Origin of the sequence: Nocardioides sp. NBC_00368 (genome assembly GCF_036090055.1) — a bacterium.
In the GTDB taxonomy this organism is placed as follows: Bacteria; Actinomycetota; Actinomycetes; order Propionibacteriales; family Nocardioidaceae; genus Nocardioides.
Genome location: NZ_CP107970.1, coordinates 3,119,749 through 3,133,496, shown reverse-complemented (window position 1 = coordinate 3,133,496; position 13,748 = coordinate 3,119,749). Strand labels below are relative to the sequence as shown.

General features: G+C 68.6%; 14 protein-coding genes. 9 read left to right on the top strand and 5 right to left on the bottom strand.

Going from position 1 to position 13,748, the window contains the following annotated elements:
- Positions 1–5: 5 nt before the first annotated feature.
- Together OG984_RS14970 and OG984_RS14965 are read right to left on the bottom strand one after the other, a co-directional pair.
- Positions 6–221: an acyl-CoA carboxylase subunit epsilon gene (locus OG984_RS14970; protein WP_328527095.1), complete on the bottom strand. Its 216-nt coding sequence runs from the start codon at positions 219–221 to the stop codon at positions 6–8.
- 167 nt (positions 222–388) lie between these two features.
- Positions 389–1,996: an acyl-CoA carboxylase subunit beta gene (locus OG984_RS14965; protein ID WP_328527094.1), complete on the bottom strand. Its 1,608-nt coding sequence runs from the start codon at positions 1,994–1,996 to the stop codon at positions 389–391.
- A gap of 61 nt (positions 1,997–2,057) precedes the next feature.
- Here OG984_RS14965 and OG984_RS14960 point away from each other — a divergent pair, with 61 nt between their 5' ends.
- The 4 genes from OG984_RS14960 (at position 2,058) to OG984_RS14945 (ending at position 5,638) form a co-directional block, all read left to right on the top strand.
- Positions 2,058–2,846: a biotin--[acetyl-CoA-carboxylase] ligase gene (locus OG984_RS14960; protein WP_328527093.1), complete on the top strand. Its 789-nt coding sequence runs from the start codon at positions 2,058–2,060 to the stop codon at positions 2,844–2,846.
- 38 nt (positions 2,847–2,884) lie between these two features.
- The gene (locus OG984_RS14955) at positions 2,885–3,835 is read left to right on the top strand and encodes an adenylate/guanylate cyclase domain-containing protein (protein WP_328527092.1); all 951 of its coding nucleotides are present in this window, start codon (positions 2,885–2,887) and stop codon (positions 3,833–3,835) included.
- Between the two features lie 249 nt (positions 3,836–4,084).
- The gene (locus OG984_RS14950; protein ID WP_040757211.1) at positions 4,085–4,384 is read left to right on the top strand and encodes a winged helix-turn-helix domain-containing protein; all 300 of its coding nucleotides are present in this window, start codon (positions 4,085–4,087) and stop codon (positions 4,382–4,384) included.
- Between the two features lie 96 nt (positions 4,385–4,480).
- On the top strand, positions 4,481–5,638 hold the full coding sequence (locus OG984_RS14945; protein WP_328527091.1) for a 5-(carboxyamino)imidazole ribonucleotide synthase: 1,158 nt from the start codon (positions 4,481–4,483) through the stop codon (positions 5,636–5,638).
- 164 nt (positions 5,639–5,802) lie between these two features.
- On the opposite strand, the gene OG984_RS14940 is transcribed toward OG984_RS14945, so the two are convergent.
- Positions 5,803–8,544: a DEAD/DEAH box helicase gene (locus OG984_RS14940; RefSeq protein WP_328527090.1), complete on the bottom strand. Its 2,742-nt coding sequence runs from the start codon at positions 8,542–8,544 to the stop codon at positions 5,803–5,805.
- A 134-nt stretch (positions 8,545–8,678) separates the two neighbouring features.
- Between OG984_RS14940 and purE the strand changes: the two genes are divergently transcribed.
- Positions 8,679–9,173: a 5-(carboxyamino)imidazole ribonucleotide mutase gene (gene purE, locus OG984_RS14935; protein WP_045547348.1), complete on the top strand. Its 495-nt coding sequence runs from the start codon at positions 8,679–8,681 to the stop codon at positions 9,171–9,173.
- A 3-nt stretch (positions 9,174–9,176) separates the two neighbouring features.
- Here purE and OG984_RS14930 read toward each other — a convergent pair whose 3' ends face one another.
- A complete protein-coding gene (locus OG984_RS14930) occupies positions 9,177–9,527 on the bottom strand; it encodes a DUF2000 domain-containing protein (protein WP_328527089.1) in 351 nt (116 codons plus the stop codon).
- A 243-nt stretch (positions 9,528–9,770) separates the two neighbouring features.
- Here OG984_RS14930 and OG984_RS14925 point away from each other — a divergent pair, with 243 nt between their 5' ends.
- On the top strand, positions 9,771–10,220 hold the full coding sequence (locus tag OG984_RS14925) for an Lrp/AsnC family transcriptional regulator (protein ID WP_040757215.1): 450 nt from the start codon (positions 9,771–9,773) through the stop codon (positions 10,218–10,220).
- Positions 10,221–10,222: 2 nt separating this feature from the next.
- Here the strand turns inward: OG984_RS14925 and OG984_RS14920 are convergent, their stop codons facing one another.
- Positions 10,223–10,675, bottom strand: coding sequence for a CoA-binding protein (locus OG984_RS14920; RefSeq protein ID WP_328527088.1), 453 nt, complete (start codon positions 10,673–10,675; stop codon positions 10,223–10,225).
- A gap of 85 nt (positions 10,676–10,760) precedes the next feature.
- Between OG984_RS14920 and OG984_RS14915 the strand changes: the two genes are divergently transcribed.
- The 3 genes from OG984_RS14915 (at position 10,761) to OG984_RS14905 (ending at position 13,647) form a co-directional block, all read left to right on the top strand.
- Positions 10,761–11,933, top strand: a complete 1,173-nt coding sequence (locus OG984_RS14915; RefSeq protein ID WP_328527087.1) for an acyl-CoA dehydrogenase family protein — start codon at positions 10,761–10,763, stop codon at positions 11,931–11,933.
- Positions 11,934–12,055: 122 nt separating this feature from the next.
- Complete coding sequence (locus OG984_RS14910) at positions 12,056–12,994, top strand: DUF559 domain-containing protein (protein ID WP_328527086.1); 939 nt, start codon at positions 12,056–12,058, stop codon at positions 12,992–12,994.
- A 131-nt stretch (positions 12,995–13,125) separates the two neighbouring features.
- Positions 13,126–13,647, top strand: a complete 522-nt coding sequence (locus OG984_RS14905; RefSeq protein ID WP_328527085.1) for a GNAT family N-acetyltransferase — start codon at positions 13,126–13,128, stop codon at positions 13,645–13,647.
- The last annotated feature ends 101 nt before the right edge of the window (positions 13,648–13,748 follow it).

Sequence of the window (13,748 nt, the reverse complement as noted above, 5' to 3'; positions counted from 1 at the left end):
CCTCGTCAGCGAGGGAGCCCGCTGGCGCGCCAGGCGTTCGGGCCGGGGTGGAGCGGCGTACGCAGCTGGGGGGTGGCCCAGAGGGAGCGCTCCTTCTTCTTCGGGGCCTCGCCCGCCGACCCCATCGCCGCGAAGACGGCCACGATCGCGGCTACGTCCTCGGGGGTGGCGTTCTGGTCGATGACCTTGAGCAGGGGCTTCTGCTCTTCGTTGTCGGTCATATCCGTGACCACCTTTCGTTTCTCGGTCTGGCTTACGTCGGGCTTTCGCCGAGTCGGCGCAATCCGGTCCTCGCTCGCTTCGCTTCGCTGCGGTCCGTTTGCGCCGACTCGGCGTTATCCGCTCCTCGTGGGGACCCTCGCTCGCTTCGCTCGCATCGGGCCCCCACTCAGAGCGGGATGTTCCCGTGCTTCTTCGCGGGCAGGGTCTCGCGCTTGGTGCGCAGGAGCCGGAGCGCGCGGGTGACCTCGGCGCGGGTCTCGTGGGGCGGGATCACCGCGTCGACGTAGCCACGCTCGGCGGCGATGTAGGGGTTGGCGAGGGTGGTCTCGTACTCGTCGATGAGCTCGGCGCGCTTGGCCTCGACGTCGCCACCGGCGGCCTCGACCTCGGCCAGGGTGCGGCGGTGGACGATGTTAGCCGCGCCCTGGGCACCCATGACCGCGATCTGGGCGGTGGGCCAGGCGAGGTTGATGTCGGCGCCGAGGTGCTTGGAGCCCATGACGTCGTAGGCGCCGCCGTAGGCCTTGCGGGTGATGATCGTGACGAGCGGGACGGTGGCCTCGGCGTAGGCGTAGATCAGCTTGGCGCCGCGGCGGATGATGCCGTTGTGCTCCTGGTCGGTGCCGGGCAGGAAGCCGGGGACGTCGACGAAGGTGATGACCGGGACGTTGAAGGCGTCGCAGGTGCGTACGAACCGGGCGGCCTTCTCGGAGGCGTCGATGTCGAGGGTGCCGGCGAACTGCATCGGCTGGTTGGCCACGATGCCGACGGGGCGGCCCTCGATGCGGGCGTAGCCGATGATGATGTTGGGGGCCCACAGCGGCTGGACCTCGAGGAACTCCTCGTCGTCGACGATGTGCGAGATGACCTCGTGCATGTCGTAGGGCTGGTTGCCGCCGTCGGGGATGAAGGTGTCGAGCTCGCGGTCGAGGTCGGTGATCTCCAGGTCGGCGACCTCGTCGTAGGCCGGGGCCTCCTCCATGTTGTTGGAGGGCAGGTAGGAGAGCAGCGCCTTGACGTACTCGATCGCGTCCTCCTCGTCGGAGCCCATGTAGTGGGCCACACCGGACTTGGAGTTGTGGGCGAGCGCGCCGCCGAGCTCCTCCATGGTGATGTCCTCGCCGGTGACGGTCTTGATGACGTCGGGGCCGGTGATGAACATGCCGGAGGTCTTGTCGACCATGATCGTGAAGTCGGTGACGGCCGGGGAGTAGACGTGGCCGCCGGCGCAGTTGCCCATGATCAGGCTGATCTGCGGGATCACGCCGGAGGCGTGGACGTTGCGCTTGAAGATCTCGCCGTAGAGGCCCAGGGAGACGACGCCCTCCTGGATGCGTGCGCCGGCGCCCTCGTTGATGCCGATCAGCGGGGAGCCGGTCTTGATCGCGAGGTCCATGATCTTGGTGATCTTCTCGCCGTAGACCTCACCCAGCGACCCACCGAAGACGGTGAAGTCCTGGGAGAAGACGCAGACCTGGCGGCCGTCGATGGTGCCGTAGCCGGTCACCACGCCGTCACCGAAGGGGCGGTTCTTCTCCAGCCCGAACGCGGTGCTGCGGTGGCGGGCCAGCTCGTCGACCTCCTGGAAGGACCCCTCGTCGAGCAGCATGTCGATGCGCTCGCGGGCGGTCTGGCGCCCCTTCGCGTGCTGCTTCTCGACAGCCTTCGCGGAACCGGCGTGGACGGCCTCGTCGAGACGACGCTCCAGCTCGGCCAGCTTCCCGGCGGTCGTGTGCAGGTCGATCTCAGGCTGAGGGGTGGCTTCGGCGCTCACGGTGCTCCTTTGGACTTCGGGCGGTGCGGGGGCCAATCTAATGCCCGTGCCACCTTTCGCGATGCGACGCCCGTCACTTGACCACTCCCGGCTCGATGCGCTACCGGGTGGATGGCGCGTCGAGATCCTCGAGGAGACGCCCTCGACGAACGCCGAGCTGGCCGCGCGTGCGCGCTCGGGCGAGGCGCCCGGCCTGGTGATCACCACCGAGCACCAGACCGCCGGGCGGGGGCGCCTCGATCGGGGCTGGACCACTCCGGCGCGCTCGGCATTGACCGTCTCCGCCCTGCTGCGCCCCTCGGCCTCGATCTCCGTGGAGCGGTGGCCGTGGCTGCCGCTGATGACCGGGGTCGCGGTCGCTTCCACGCTGCGGAAGAAGGGGTACGCAGCGGGGCTGAAATGGCCCAACGACGTGCTCATCGAGGGTCGCAAGGTGTGCGGAATCCTGATCGAGCGGATCGAGACGACCGGAGGCGCGGCTGTGGTGATCGGCTTCGGGCTCAACATCTCGCAGACGCGCGAGGAGCTGCCGATCGAGGCCGCCACCTCGCTGGAGCTGGAGAGCGGCGCGCCCGTCGACCGCACCGAGATGCTGGTCGCGTTGCTGGACGAGCTCGGGGCTGCGTACGAGATCTGGGGGTCGGATCCCGCCGAGCTCGCCCGCCGCTATCGGGAGCTGTCGGTCACGGTCGGCGAACAGGTGCGGGCGGAGCTGCCGGGCGGGGACGTCTGGGAGGGCGTGGCCACCGAGATCGACGACTTCGGCCGGCTGGTCATCGCGACCGATGAGGGCCCACGGGTGGTCGGTGCGGGCGACGTGATCCATGCCCGACTCCGGCCGCGGTCGTGACGGGGCGGCCACGGCGGACCGGATGGCATGATCTGTTCGTGGCGAAATCGAAGCAGCCCGTCAACCTGACCTCGGCGGAGGTGGCCGAGAAGGCCGGCGTGAGCCTGGAGCAGGCCAAACGCCTGTGGCGCGCTCTCGGGTTTCCTGAGATCAAGGACGACGAGGCGTTCTTCGACGAGGCCGACGTGCACGCGCTGGCCAAGGCCAACGAGATCTCTGGGAACGGCCTGGTCAGCTTCGACCTGGTCGTCAACCTGACCCGCGGCATCGGGCAGTCGATGGCGCGGCTCTCGGACTACGAGGTCTCCGCGCTGCTGCACCACGTCGAGACGCAGAACGAGGACGAACGCTCGCCCGCCGAGCTGCTGAAGGCGACCGTCTCGGTCTCGGAGCAGTTCGAGAGCGCGTTCGAGGAGATGATGATCTTCGCCTGGCGCCGGCACATGCGAGCCGCGCTCGCGCGGGCCGAGGCGTCGATCGCGGGACCCGAGGAGCAGCTGGGCACGGTCTGGCAGACGGTCGGGTTCGCCGACATCGTCTCGTTCACCGCGCTGTCGAACACGCTGACCGAGGAGAAGATCGGCGACCTGGTCGAGCTCTTCGAGTCGCGATGCGCCGACGTCGTGGCGACCTGGGGCGGCCGGATCATCAAGTCGCTGGGTGACTCGGTGCTCTTCGTCAACGACGACCCGCTGCAGGCCTACGGCACCGCCGAGGGGATCATCAACGTGATCGGCCGGGACCCGCGGATGCCGGACGTACGTGTCGGCCTGGCCTCCGGCAACGTCGTCTCCCGCCTCGGGGACGTGTTCGGGCCGCCCGTGAACATGGCCGCGCGGCTGACCGCCGTCGCCCGCCGCAACCGGATCATCGTGGACGAGGCCACCGCCGCGACGATGCCCGAGGACGAGTTCGAGACCCGGCGACTGGCCGCCCGACCGGTGCGAGGCTTCGGGATCGTGGAGCCCGTCGCCGTCCGTCGTGTCTGAATCGTGACCTTCTAGGGTGTCGCTGACCTGCGACTTCGCAGATTTGTTCACATTCCGTTGTAGTTAACAGTCGATCAACGCGGAGCGTCGATCGCTTTACCTCGCCGCGCCTTCGTGGGCATGGTTGAGAGCGCCGTTCGGGGGCGCACGTTTGTCATGCCCATTTCGTTGCACCATGGCACGAAAATGTCAGTGGCAATATCGTGCAATCCTTTGCCAAGGGCTCTTTACCTCCCTAATGTCGATCTCATGATCGAGGTACAGGAGATCAAGCTCGACCCGGAAACCCGGCGAGCATGGCGGAACGATGAGGAGCTGACGCTCTCTCGCAAGGAGTTCGACCTGGTGCATGCCCTGATCAAGAGGGCTGGCGACGTCGTCTCCCGCGACGAGTTGATGAGGGACGTGTGGAACGCGACCTTCTACACCTCGTCGAAGACCATCGACGTGCACCTGGGATGGGTGCGTCGGAAGCTGGGCGACGACCCTCGGAAGCCCCATCTGATCACCACTCTGCGCGGCAAGGGACTGCGCTTCGAGAAGGCCTGACCTTCTCCCAACCTGCCGGGAGCCGGATTTCGCGGATGTCGTGAGGGGGATCCGCGAAATCGGCTCCAGCAGGGCAGTTTCCTTATTCTGTCCGTCGTGACCCTCGCACCGACACTTGCGATCATCGGCGGCGGCCAGCTGGCCCGCATGATGGCTCAGCCCGCAATCGCGCTCGGCCTTCCGCTCCGGCTCCTCGCCGAGGGCGAAGGGGTATCGGCCGCTCAGGTCATCACCGACCAGATGGTGGGCGACTACCGCGACCTGGACACGTTGAAGAAGGTCACCGAGGGCTGCGAGGTGGTCACCTTCGACCACGAGCACGTCCCGACCGAGCACCTGCACGCACTCGAGGCCGCCGGTGTCGCGGTCCGGCCGGGGCCTGACGCCCTCGTGCACGCCCAGGACAAGGGCGTGATGCGCTCGCGGCTGACCGAGCTCGGCATCCCGTGCCCGCGCAACGCCATCGTGTCCTCGGTCGCCGAGGTCGAGGCGTTCGGCTTCCCGTGCGTCCTCAAGACCACCCGCGGCGGCTATGACGGCAAGGGCGTCTGGGTCGTACGCGACGTCGCCGATGTCGCCGAGCCGCTTCGCGTCGCCGAGGAGGCGGGTGTCCAGGTCCTCGCCGAGGAGCTCGTCGACTTCCGCCGTGAGCTCTCCGCGATCGTCGCTCGTTCGCCGAGCGGTCAGGCCGCTGCGTACCCGGTCGTGCACACCTACCAGGAGAACGGTGTCTGCAAGGAGGTCATCGCCCCGGCGCCCGACCTCTCGCCCGAGCTCGCCGTGGAGGGTGAGCAGATCGCGCTGCGCATCGCTGGTGAGCTCGGCGTCGTCGGCATCTTGGCGGTCGAGATGTTCGAGACCGTCGACGGCCGGCTGCTGGTCAACGAGCTCGCCATGCGTCCCCACAACACCGGCCACTGGACCCAGGACGGTGCGGTCACCTCGCAGTTCGAGAATCACCTGCGTGCCGTCATGGACCTGCCGCTCGGTTCGCCCGCGCCCCGCGCGAAGTGGTCGGTGATGGTCAACATCCTCGGCTCCTCTCAGCCCGACGTCGGCCGGCTCTACGACGGCTACCCGCACGCCATGGCCCGCGACCCCCACCTCCGCGTCCACCTCTACGGCAAGGAGATGCGCCCCGGGCGCAAGGTCGGCCACGTCAACGTCTATGGCGACGACCTCGACGACTGCCTCGAGCGCGCCCGCCACGCCGCCGACTGGTTCCAGGGCGATCTCGGCAACGACTCCGACTGACCGTCTCCCTCGCCGAATCTGCAGTTCTGGGCGCCGAAACTGCACTTGTGGACACCGAGTCGGTAGTTCTGCAAACGCCAGAACTACCGACTCGCTCGTCATAACTGACGATTCGGCGCCCAGAACTGAGGACTCGGCCTCCAGAACTACAGATTCGGCTGAGGTCAGACGCCTAGGCGGTGGCGTTCGGTGGCGACGACGTCGCGGGCGATCTCGGCATCGGAGGCTTCGGCGGCGAGGGCGGTGGAGGGGTCCTCGGGCTGAGAGGTCTCGTATGCTTCGGGGCTGCTGGCCGCGGTGGCACTGACCCGGGCGAAGTCGTCGAAGAGCTCGGCCTTGGCGGCGAGGATGTCGTGGACACGCTGGTCGACGCCGACCTCGGAGAGCAGGCGGTGGACCTGGACCGACTGGAGCTGGCCCATCCGGCGGGCGCGGGCGATGGCCTGCCATTCGATGGTGGGCTTGAGCTGCGGCTCGCAGATGACCACGACCGACGCCGACTGGATGTTGAGGCCGACGCCACCGGCCACGATCTGGGTGACCAGCACCGCGCCGTGGCCGGCCGCGGAGAACTCGTCGACCATCTGCTGGCGCTCCTCGGCGGGCACCGAGCCGGTCAGCGGCCCGAAGACCTCGCCCGGCAGCAGTGTGACCAGGTCGTCGAGGACCTTTCTGAAGTGGGAGAACACGATCACCCGGCGGCCGTTCTCCTCGGCCTCGCCGACGATCTCGATCAGCCGCTCCACCTTGGCTGACGACGTGCCCTGGAGCATGGCCGCCTGGCGCATGGCCATGAAGTTGCCCTCGCGGACGCACTCGGCGTACGCCCGCTCATCGGCGAGCGAGAGGGGCAGCCAGTCCTCGACCTCGACGAGGTCGGGGAGCTCGGTGAGCACGTCCTCCTGGTTGCGGCGCAGGTAGACGGGCGCGACCTGCTTGCGGAACCGGTGCGGGTTGAACTCGTCGGCGGAGAGCAGCAGGTCGGGGCGGAGATAGGAGACCAGGTTGCGGAACTCCTCGATGCGGTTCTCCATCGGCGTGCCGGTGAGCAGGATGGCGCGCTCGGAGGCATCGAGGGCGCGGCGTACGCGTTCGGTGCGCTGGGTGCGGGGCGACTTGATCATGTGGGCCTCGTCGACGACGACGCAGGCGACCTTGACCTGGTCGAGGAAGGGCTGGATCGCGTTGAGCGTCTCGTAGGTGGTCACCGCGACACCGCCCTGCTCGACCCAGATCTTGGCGGCCTTCTGGCGGCGGTTGCCGTGGAGCCGGTGGGGGATCAGGGTCGTCTTGGAGTCCGTCTCGCGCACCCAGTTGGTGACCACGGCGGCCGGGCAGACCACGAGCGTGTGGGATGCGCCCATCGCGTGCAGGTGGGCGAGCACGGCCAGCGACTGGAGCGTCTTGCCGAGCCCCATCTCGTCGCCGATGATCACCTTCATCTGCACCAGCGCGAAGCGGACGCCGAAGTGCTGGTAGCCGCGCAGCGACGCGGTCAGGTTGTTGGTGCGCAGCTCCTGCGCCCGCACCGCCTCGATGATCTCGGCCGACAGGTCGCCGTGGATCTTGTCCTCGTCCTCGGTGAGGAAGCCGAGCTCGGAGAGCATGGCGTAGTAGTCGGCCGGGCGCCGCTCGAAGTCCTTCCACGGGTCCGCGGGCCGGTTCCCCGGACGGATCCGGCGGGCCATCTCCGCCCGGTGGGCGATCGCCCGCAACGCGGCCTGGAAGTCGTCGAGACTGGCCGCGTTGGCCAGGATCAGGTGGAACCTCGCGCCGCCGTCGAGCGAGCGGATCAGCGGCCGCAGCGACTGGATCAGGGCGAGCTCCGCCCCCGCGTCCTTGGTACGCCGCCCGGCCTCCCACTCCGCCAGCCGGGCGAGCAACCGGGTGGCTGCCGGGGTGCGGCGCTCGTGGTCGATGGCGAGCGGCATCTCGTCGTAGGTGCGCTGCCACAGCGCCTGCGCGGCCTCCTGCATCCGCATCGCCGTGGCCGGACCGACACCAGGGAGCTCACGCAGGTCGGAGGCGGGATGGATGACCTCGTGGACGGTGCGGATCCCGGCCTCGAGGAGGGGCTCGATGCGTACGAGGTCGGCGAGCTCGTCGACCGGCAGGGCTCTGACCGCGGTGTCCGTGTCGGCGCTCCGGACGGCGTTGCCCGCGTCGGTGGCGGCCCGGCGGGCCGGCTCCTCGGAGCGCCTGGCCTCGTTGAGCGCGTCGGCCTCGTTGCGCAGGACGAGGATCCCCTTGCGCGGGGCCAGCACGGCCTCGGAACCCAGGCGGTGTCCTGAGCTTGTCGAAGGGTCGGAGAGGGCCTCGAGGAGACCGACGCTCGGGAGCAGCGCCTCTCGGAGCCGCACGCGGCGACGGTCCGGTCGCCGGGTCAGCTCGGCCAGCCGGGTCGGTGCCTGGATCTCGCCGGCCCAGCGGTGCAGGTCGAGGATCCGCTTGCCGGCCAGCTCCGCGTCCTCGCGGCGGCTGCCACGCACGAACAACCGGCGCGCACCGGCCGCCTTCTTCGCCTGCGTGACGTCCTCAGCGGCGGCGGCCAGCGCCTCGACGAGCTCCCGGGTGGTCTCGTCGACGGGCTCGAGCGCGTGACGCCGGGCGATCGCGGCCAGCCGTGGCCCGTCGCTGCGGTCGAGCGCGATGCTGCGCCAGGCCACCTGGGCCGCTCGCTTGAGCTCGGCGGCGCTCGCCCGGTAGTGGTCGACCGCCTCGGCCGCCTCCCGCTCGATCACGGTCCGCGCTTCCGTCGCCGAGGCCGCCTGCCGGGACCACGACGAGACCTGCCGCACGCGGGACGGCAGCGCCTTGCGCTCCGCCTTGGTCAGCCCGGTGAACCGCTCGACCGAGGTGGGGTTCGGCGTCGTGCTGACGACGTCGGTGCTCGTAGCTGGATCCATCTGCCTTTGTGGGGGTCGTCGGGGACTGCGGGACGGGCGTCGGACGACACTAGCGGGCGGCACCGACAGGTAGATGACGGACAGAGGTCGGACCGGTGACACGATGCGGGTCAGGCGGCGCATAGCCTGTCCCCATGAGCGCTCGCGTAGGCATCGTGATGGGATCCGACTCCGACTGGCCGACGATGAAGGCCGCGGCCGAACTCCTCGACGAGTTCGGGATCGAGTGGGAGGCCGATGTGAAGTCGGCCCACCGGATGCCGCAGGAGATGCTCGACTACGGTCGCGAGGCGGCCGGCCGCGGTCTCTCCGTCATCATCGCCGGGGCGGGCGGCGCAGCCGCGCTGCCCGGCATGCTCGCCTCTGTCACCCCGCTGCCGGTCATCGGTGTCCCGGTGCCGCTGAAGTACCTCGACGGCATGGACTCGCTGATGTCGATCGTCCAGATGCCCGGCGGCATCCCGGTGGCCACGGTGGCCATCGGCAACGCCAAGAACGCGGGCATCCTCGCCGCCCGCATCCTCGGCGTCGCGGACCCCGAGCTGCAGCAGAAGCTGGTGGCGTACGAGAAGTCCCTCGCCGAGCTCGCCCGCGAGAAGGGCGAGGTCGTACGCCGCGCCACCTCCTGATCCTCAGGGCAGGAGCGAGAGGCCCTTCACGAGCTTGTCGATGATCCGGCGGGGGCCGAAGAGGCTGACCGCGCAGTAGGAGAGGTCGGCGCCGCGGCTGCTCCCGACGGCGAACAGGTAGTCGTCGTAGACCCGGGTGTGCTGCGCCTGCGTGGGCATGTCGATCACCGCGACGCCCGGCTGGGCGACCGCCTGACGACGCAGGTCGGTCAGCCGTTGCGTCGGGGCCCCCAGCACCGTGCAGCCGATCCAGGGCAGCCCCGGGTGCGTGGAGTCGTCGGCGTCGACGGCGTCTTCGCCGAAGAAGCCCGGCCGTACGCTGCGTGGTCGCGCCCGCGACGCAGACGGCCGCATTCACGGCGCGGCCCGCTGGCAGGGCCTGATCGACGACGACCACCCACTTGAAGGGCACCTCCCGCGTGCTCACGGACTGGTCGATCTCGTCGGGGGCGAAGCCGATCGTCGCCGTCTCGACACCTGTGCTCATCACTCTGACTCCTGTCATTCGACAACTGATTCGCTGTCAAGTCTTGGGAATGTCAGGACAGATCGCAATCAGTCCGGTCAATGTCAGGTGAAGCGGCTAGATTGGCGGGCATGGATGAAGTCGACCGTCAGATTCTGGCTGCCTGGACGATGGATGCACGGCGGAGCCTCCGGGACATCGCCGCGGAAGTCGGCGTCTCCGCGACCACCGTGCACGACCGCGCGCGGGCGATGCAGCGCCGCGGACTCATCCGCGGCGCGTACCTCGATCTCGACCTCCGCCAGATCGACCGCGGCGTGCAGGCGCTCGTCGCCGTACGCATCCGGCCGCCCTCACGCGCCAACATCGAGTCCTTCCGTGACTGGGTCGGCGCACTCCCGGAGGCCGTCGGGGTCTTCGTCACCTCCGGGCGGATGGACTTCATCGTCCATGTCGCAGTTCCGGACAACGACGCGCTCTACGCGTTCGTGATCGACCGGCTCACCTCGCGGGCCGAGATCGCCGACGTCGAGACCTCGGTGATCTACGAGCACCTGCGCACGATGACGTTCGAGCCGTAGCCCTACCTCCGCGCGCCGGCCCTGGCGCGCTCGAACCAGATCTTGCTCGGGCAGGTGTCCATCACCATCGGTACGCCAGCCGCGGTGGTGCGCTCGAAAGCGGACTCGTCGACCACGCCCATCTGGAACCAGACGCCACCGGCGCCGATCGCCACGGCCTCGTCGGCGAACTGGCCGGCGGCCTCGGAGCGGCGGAAGACGTCGACGACGTCGATCTTCCCGACGGCCGCGGCGGCGTCGGCCAGGGTCGCGTAGACCTTCTCGCCGAGCACCTCCTTGCCCTCGGCGGCGGCCCCCGGGTGGATGGGGATGATCCGCTTGCCGTGCTGCTGGAGCTCCTGGGCGATCGAGTAGGCCGTACGCCACGGGTCGCCCGAGAGGCCGACCACGGCCCAGGTCTCGGAGTCGTCGAGGAGCGTGTCGATGGTGTCCTGGTCGAGCCATGCGGCGGTCATGTGGAGCACAACAACAACCCCGCTTCGGGGATTCCGTGACCCGCCGACGTACTGGCGAGTAGCAAACAGGCATAGACTCCGGGACATGAGTGCCGAGTACCCGTTGTTCGCCCTCTCCGAGGAGCACCAGGAGATCCGCAAGGCCATCCGTGAGATCTGTGATGCGAAGATCGCGCCGGCTGCGGCTGCGGTCGATGAGGAGGCTCGGTATCCGCAGGAGGCGCATGATGCGTTGATCGAGACCGAGTTCTTCGCGCCGCATGTGCCGGAGGCGTACGGGGGTGTGGGTGCGGATGCGCTGGCGACGGTGTTGGTGATCGAGGAGATCGCGCGTGCGGATGTGTCGGCCTCGTTGATCCCGGCGGTGAACAAGCTGGGGTCGTTGCCGGTGCAGATCGGTGGGTCGGAGGAGCTGAAGAAGAAGTATCTGGGTGCGCTGGCCGCGGGGCAGGGCAACTTCTCCTACTGCCTCTCCGAGCCCGATGCGGGCTCGGATGCGGCGAATCAGAAGACCCGGGCCGTACGCGACGGCGACTTCTGGGTGCTCAACGGCGTCAAGCGATGGATCACGAATGCGGGGGTCTCGGAGTACTACACGGTGCTGGCGGTGACTGACCCGGAGAAGCGCTCGAAGGGGATCTCCGCGTTCGTGGTGGAGAAGTCCGACGAGGGCGTCTCCTTCGGTGCCCCGGAGAAGAAGCTCGGGATCAAGGGATCCCCGACCCGCGAGGTCTACTTCGACAACGTGCGTATCCCCGCCGACCGGATCATCGGCGAGGAGGGCAAGGGGTTCACCTATGCGATGCAGACCCTGGACCACACCCGGATCACGATCGCGGCCCAGGCGGTGGGTGTGGCGCAGGGTGCGCTGGACTATGCGCTGGGCTACATCAAGGAGCGCCAGCAGTTCGGCAAGCCGATCGCGGAGTTCCAGGGTGTGGAGTTCATGGTCGCGGACATGGGGATGAAGATCGAGGCCGCCCGCCAGCTGACCTACGCGGCCGCGGGTCGTTCGGAGCGGGGTGACAAGGACCTGACGTTCTTCGGTGCGGCTGCGAAGGCGTTCGCCTCGGATGTGGCGATGCAGGTGACCACGGATGCGGTCCAGCTGCTGGGTGGGTATGGGTTCACGCGTGACTATCCGGTGGAGCGGATGATGCGTGATGCCAAGATCACCCAGATCTATGAGGGCACCAACCAGGTCCAGCGGATCGTGATGGCCCGCCAGCTCCTCGCCGGCATCCAGTCGACCCTGTGACTGACCGATCGGTGCACTCCGCTCTCACCAGCGGGTGCACCGATCATTCATGTGCGCGATCGATGCACCGGTGATCTTCTCAAAGGTGCACGGATCATGCATGGGCGACGGATGATGCCTTCATGGGGGACACATCCGGCGAGGACTTCGTCCTGGACACGTCACGACCGTTCTCGCGAGCCGATGCCGCGAAGGCGAAGCTGAAGCCGAGCACGTTGCGCGGTCCGCGCTTCGTACGTCTCTTCAGCGGTGTGTACGTCGCCGCTGATGCCCCGCCGACACCGCTGCAGCGCGTCCAGGCCGCTCTCGTTCCGTTCCGCGGCAACGGCTTCGCCAGTCACGCCTCCGCGGCCCGGGTCTACGGCGTGCCGATCCCAACACTGCCCGACGAGCATGTGACGGTGACCGCCGCGGCCCACCGGCGTACGCATCCTGGGATCGTCTGCCACGTGCTGCGGAAGCCAAGAGCGGTGGTTCTCGACGGCATCGGGGTCTCCTCGCTTGACCAGCTCTTCGCCGAGCTCGGGAGCCAGTTGAGCCTGGTCGACCTCGTCGTCGCAGGTGACCATCTCGTACGCCATCACCGGGGTGTGACGCCGGAGACGTTGGCGGACTTCGCCGCCGCCGGCGCGCTGCCGGGCTCGCGCCGTGCGGCCGCGGCGGCTGGTTACGTAAGAGACAAGGTGCGCTCGCCGATGGAGACCCGACTCCGGATGCTGATCGTGCTCGCCGGGCTTCCTGAGCCACGCATCAACGTTCTCGTCGGCAGCGGTGATGGCATGCTCAAGCGGGAGCACGATCTGGTGTACGCGGCGTCGAAGACCGTGATCGAGTACGACGGTCAACAGCATCCTGCTGAGCAGTGGGAACGTGATCTCGAGCGGCGTGAGGAGGCCGACGACGACGGCTGGCGAATCCTGACTGTCGTCGCGAAGGGCCTGTTCCGTCGTCCGGACCTGACGCTGGCGAAGATCCACCGGGTGCTGCGGGAACGGGGAGAGCCTGGGGTGCCGACGCAGCTCTCGGACGCCTGGCGCCCCCACTTTCCGGTGATCCGCTGACGACCGTGCACGATCTGTGCACTCGTGCCTTCTCGGTGGGTGCACGGATCGTGCATGTGCGTGATCAGTGCACGTCTGGGGGTGGTGGCGGTGCACGGATCGTGCACCGCAGCGGCGCTATCGTGTGCCGTATGAGGCACCACGGCTTTCGGCTCCGCGAGTGGGAGGAGTCGGACGCGGCGGTCCTGCTCGCTGCGTACGACGGTGCCGGGATGGAGACCGAGCGGCCGGCGGACGTGGCCACTGTCGAGGACGCCGAGCGGCTGATCGCCGGGTGGGCCGAGGACGCGGCGGCGGACAGGGCCTACACCTTCGCGGTCATCGACGGCGCCGAGATCCTGGGGCAGATGCGGGTCACCACCCAGCTGCGTGTCCACGGCATCGGCTGGATCTCCTACTGGACCCTCGAGAAGCACCGGGGGCGAGGCGCCGGCAGCACCGGGCTGAGGCTTCTGGCGAGGCACTGCTTCGACGAGCTCGACCTCTTCCGTCTCGAGACCGGCCATCGCCTCGACAACCCTGGCTCGTGCCGCGTCGCCACCGCAGCCGGGTTCCTCGCGGAGGGTCGCGAGCGCCAGAAGTTGCTCTACGACGGTGTCCGCTACGACACCGAGACCCACGCCCGGCTCGCGACCGATCCCGAGCCTGTCTGACGCCGAGAAGGCGCGTACGTCGGCCGAGCCGTCACCCCGGTCGGCCGAAGCGTCGCCCCGGTCGGGCGAGGCGTCGGTTCGGTCGGATGAGACGTCACCAC

Bases quoted from the DNA above. Each gene is read 5' to 3' on its own strand.
- OG984_RS14925 (WP_040757215.1), top strand. From the start codon at position 9,771: ATGGATGAAGTCGACCGTCAGATTCTGGCTGCCTGGACGATGGATGCA.
- OG984_RS14920 (WP_328527088.1), bottom strand. From the start codon at position 10,675: ATGACCGCCGCATGGCTCGACCAGGACACCATCGACACGCTCCTCGAC.
- purE (WP_045547348.1), top strand. From the start codon at position 8,679: ATGAGCGCTCGCGTAGGCATCGTGATGGGATCCGACTCCGACTGGCCG.
- OG984_RS14960 (WP_328527093.1), top strand. From the start codon at position 2,058: ATGCGACGCCCGTCACTTGACCACTCCCGGCTCGATGCGCTACCGGGT.
- OG984_RS14910 (WP_328527086.1), top strand. From the start codon at position 12,056: ATGGGGGACACATCCGGCGAGGACTTCGTCCTGGACACGTCACGACCG.
- OG984_RS14950 (WP_040757211.1), top strand. From the start codon at position 4,085: ATGATCGAGGTACAGGAGATCAAGCTCGACCCGGAAACCCGGCGAGCA.
- OG984_RS14915 (WP_328527087.1), top strand. From the start codon at position 10,761: ATGAGTGCCGAGTACCCGTTGTTCGCCCTCTCCGAGGAGCACCAGGAG.
- OG984_RS14930 (WP_328527089.1), bottom strand. From the start codon at position 9,527: ATGCGGCCGTCTGCGTCGCGGGCGCGACCACGCAGCGTACGGCCGGGC.
- OG984_RS14940 (WP_328527090.1), bottom strand. From the start codon at position 8,544: ATGGATCCAGCTACGAGCACCGACGTCGTCAGCACGACGCCGAACCCC.
- OG984_RS14905 (WP_328527085.1), top strand. From the start codon at position 13,126: ATGAGGCACCACGGCTTTCGGCTCCGCGAGTGGGAGGAGTCGGACGCG.
- OG984_RS14970 (WP_328527095.1), bottom strand. From the start codon at position 221: ATGACCGACAACGAAGAGCAGAAGCCCCTGCTCAAGGTCATCGACCAG.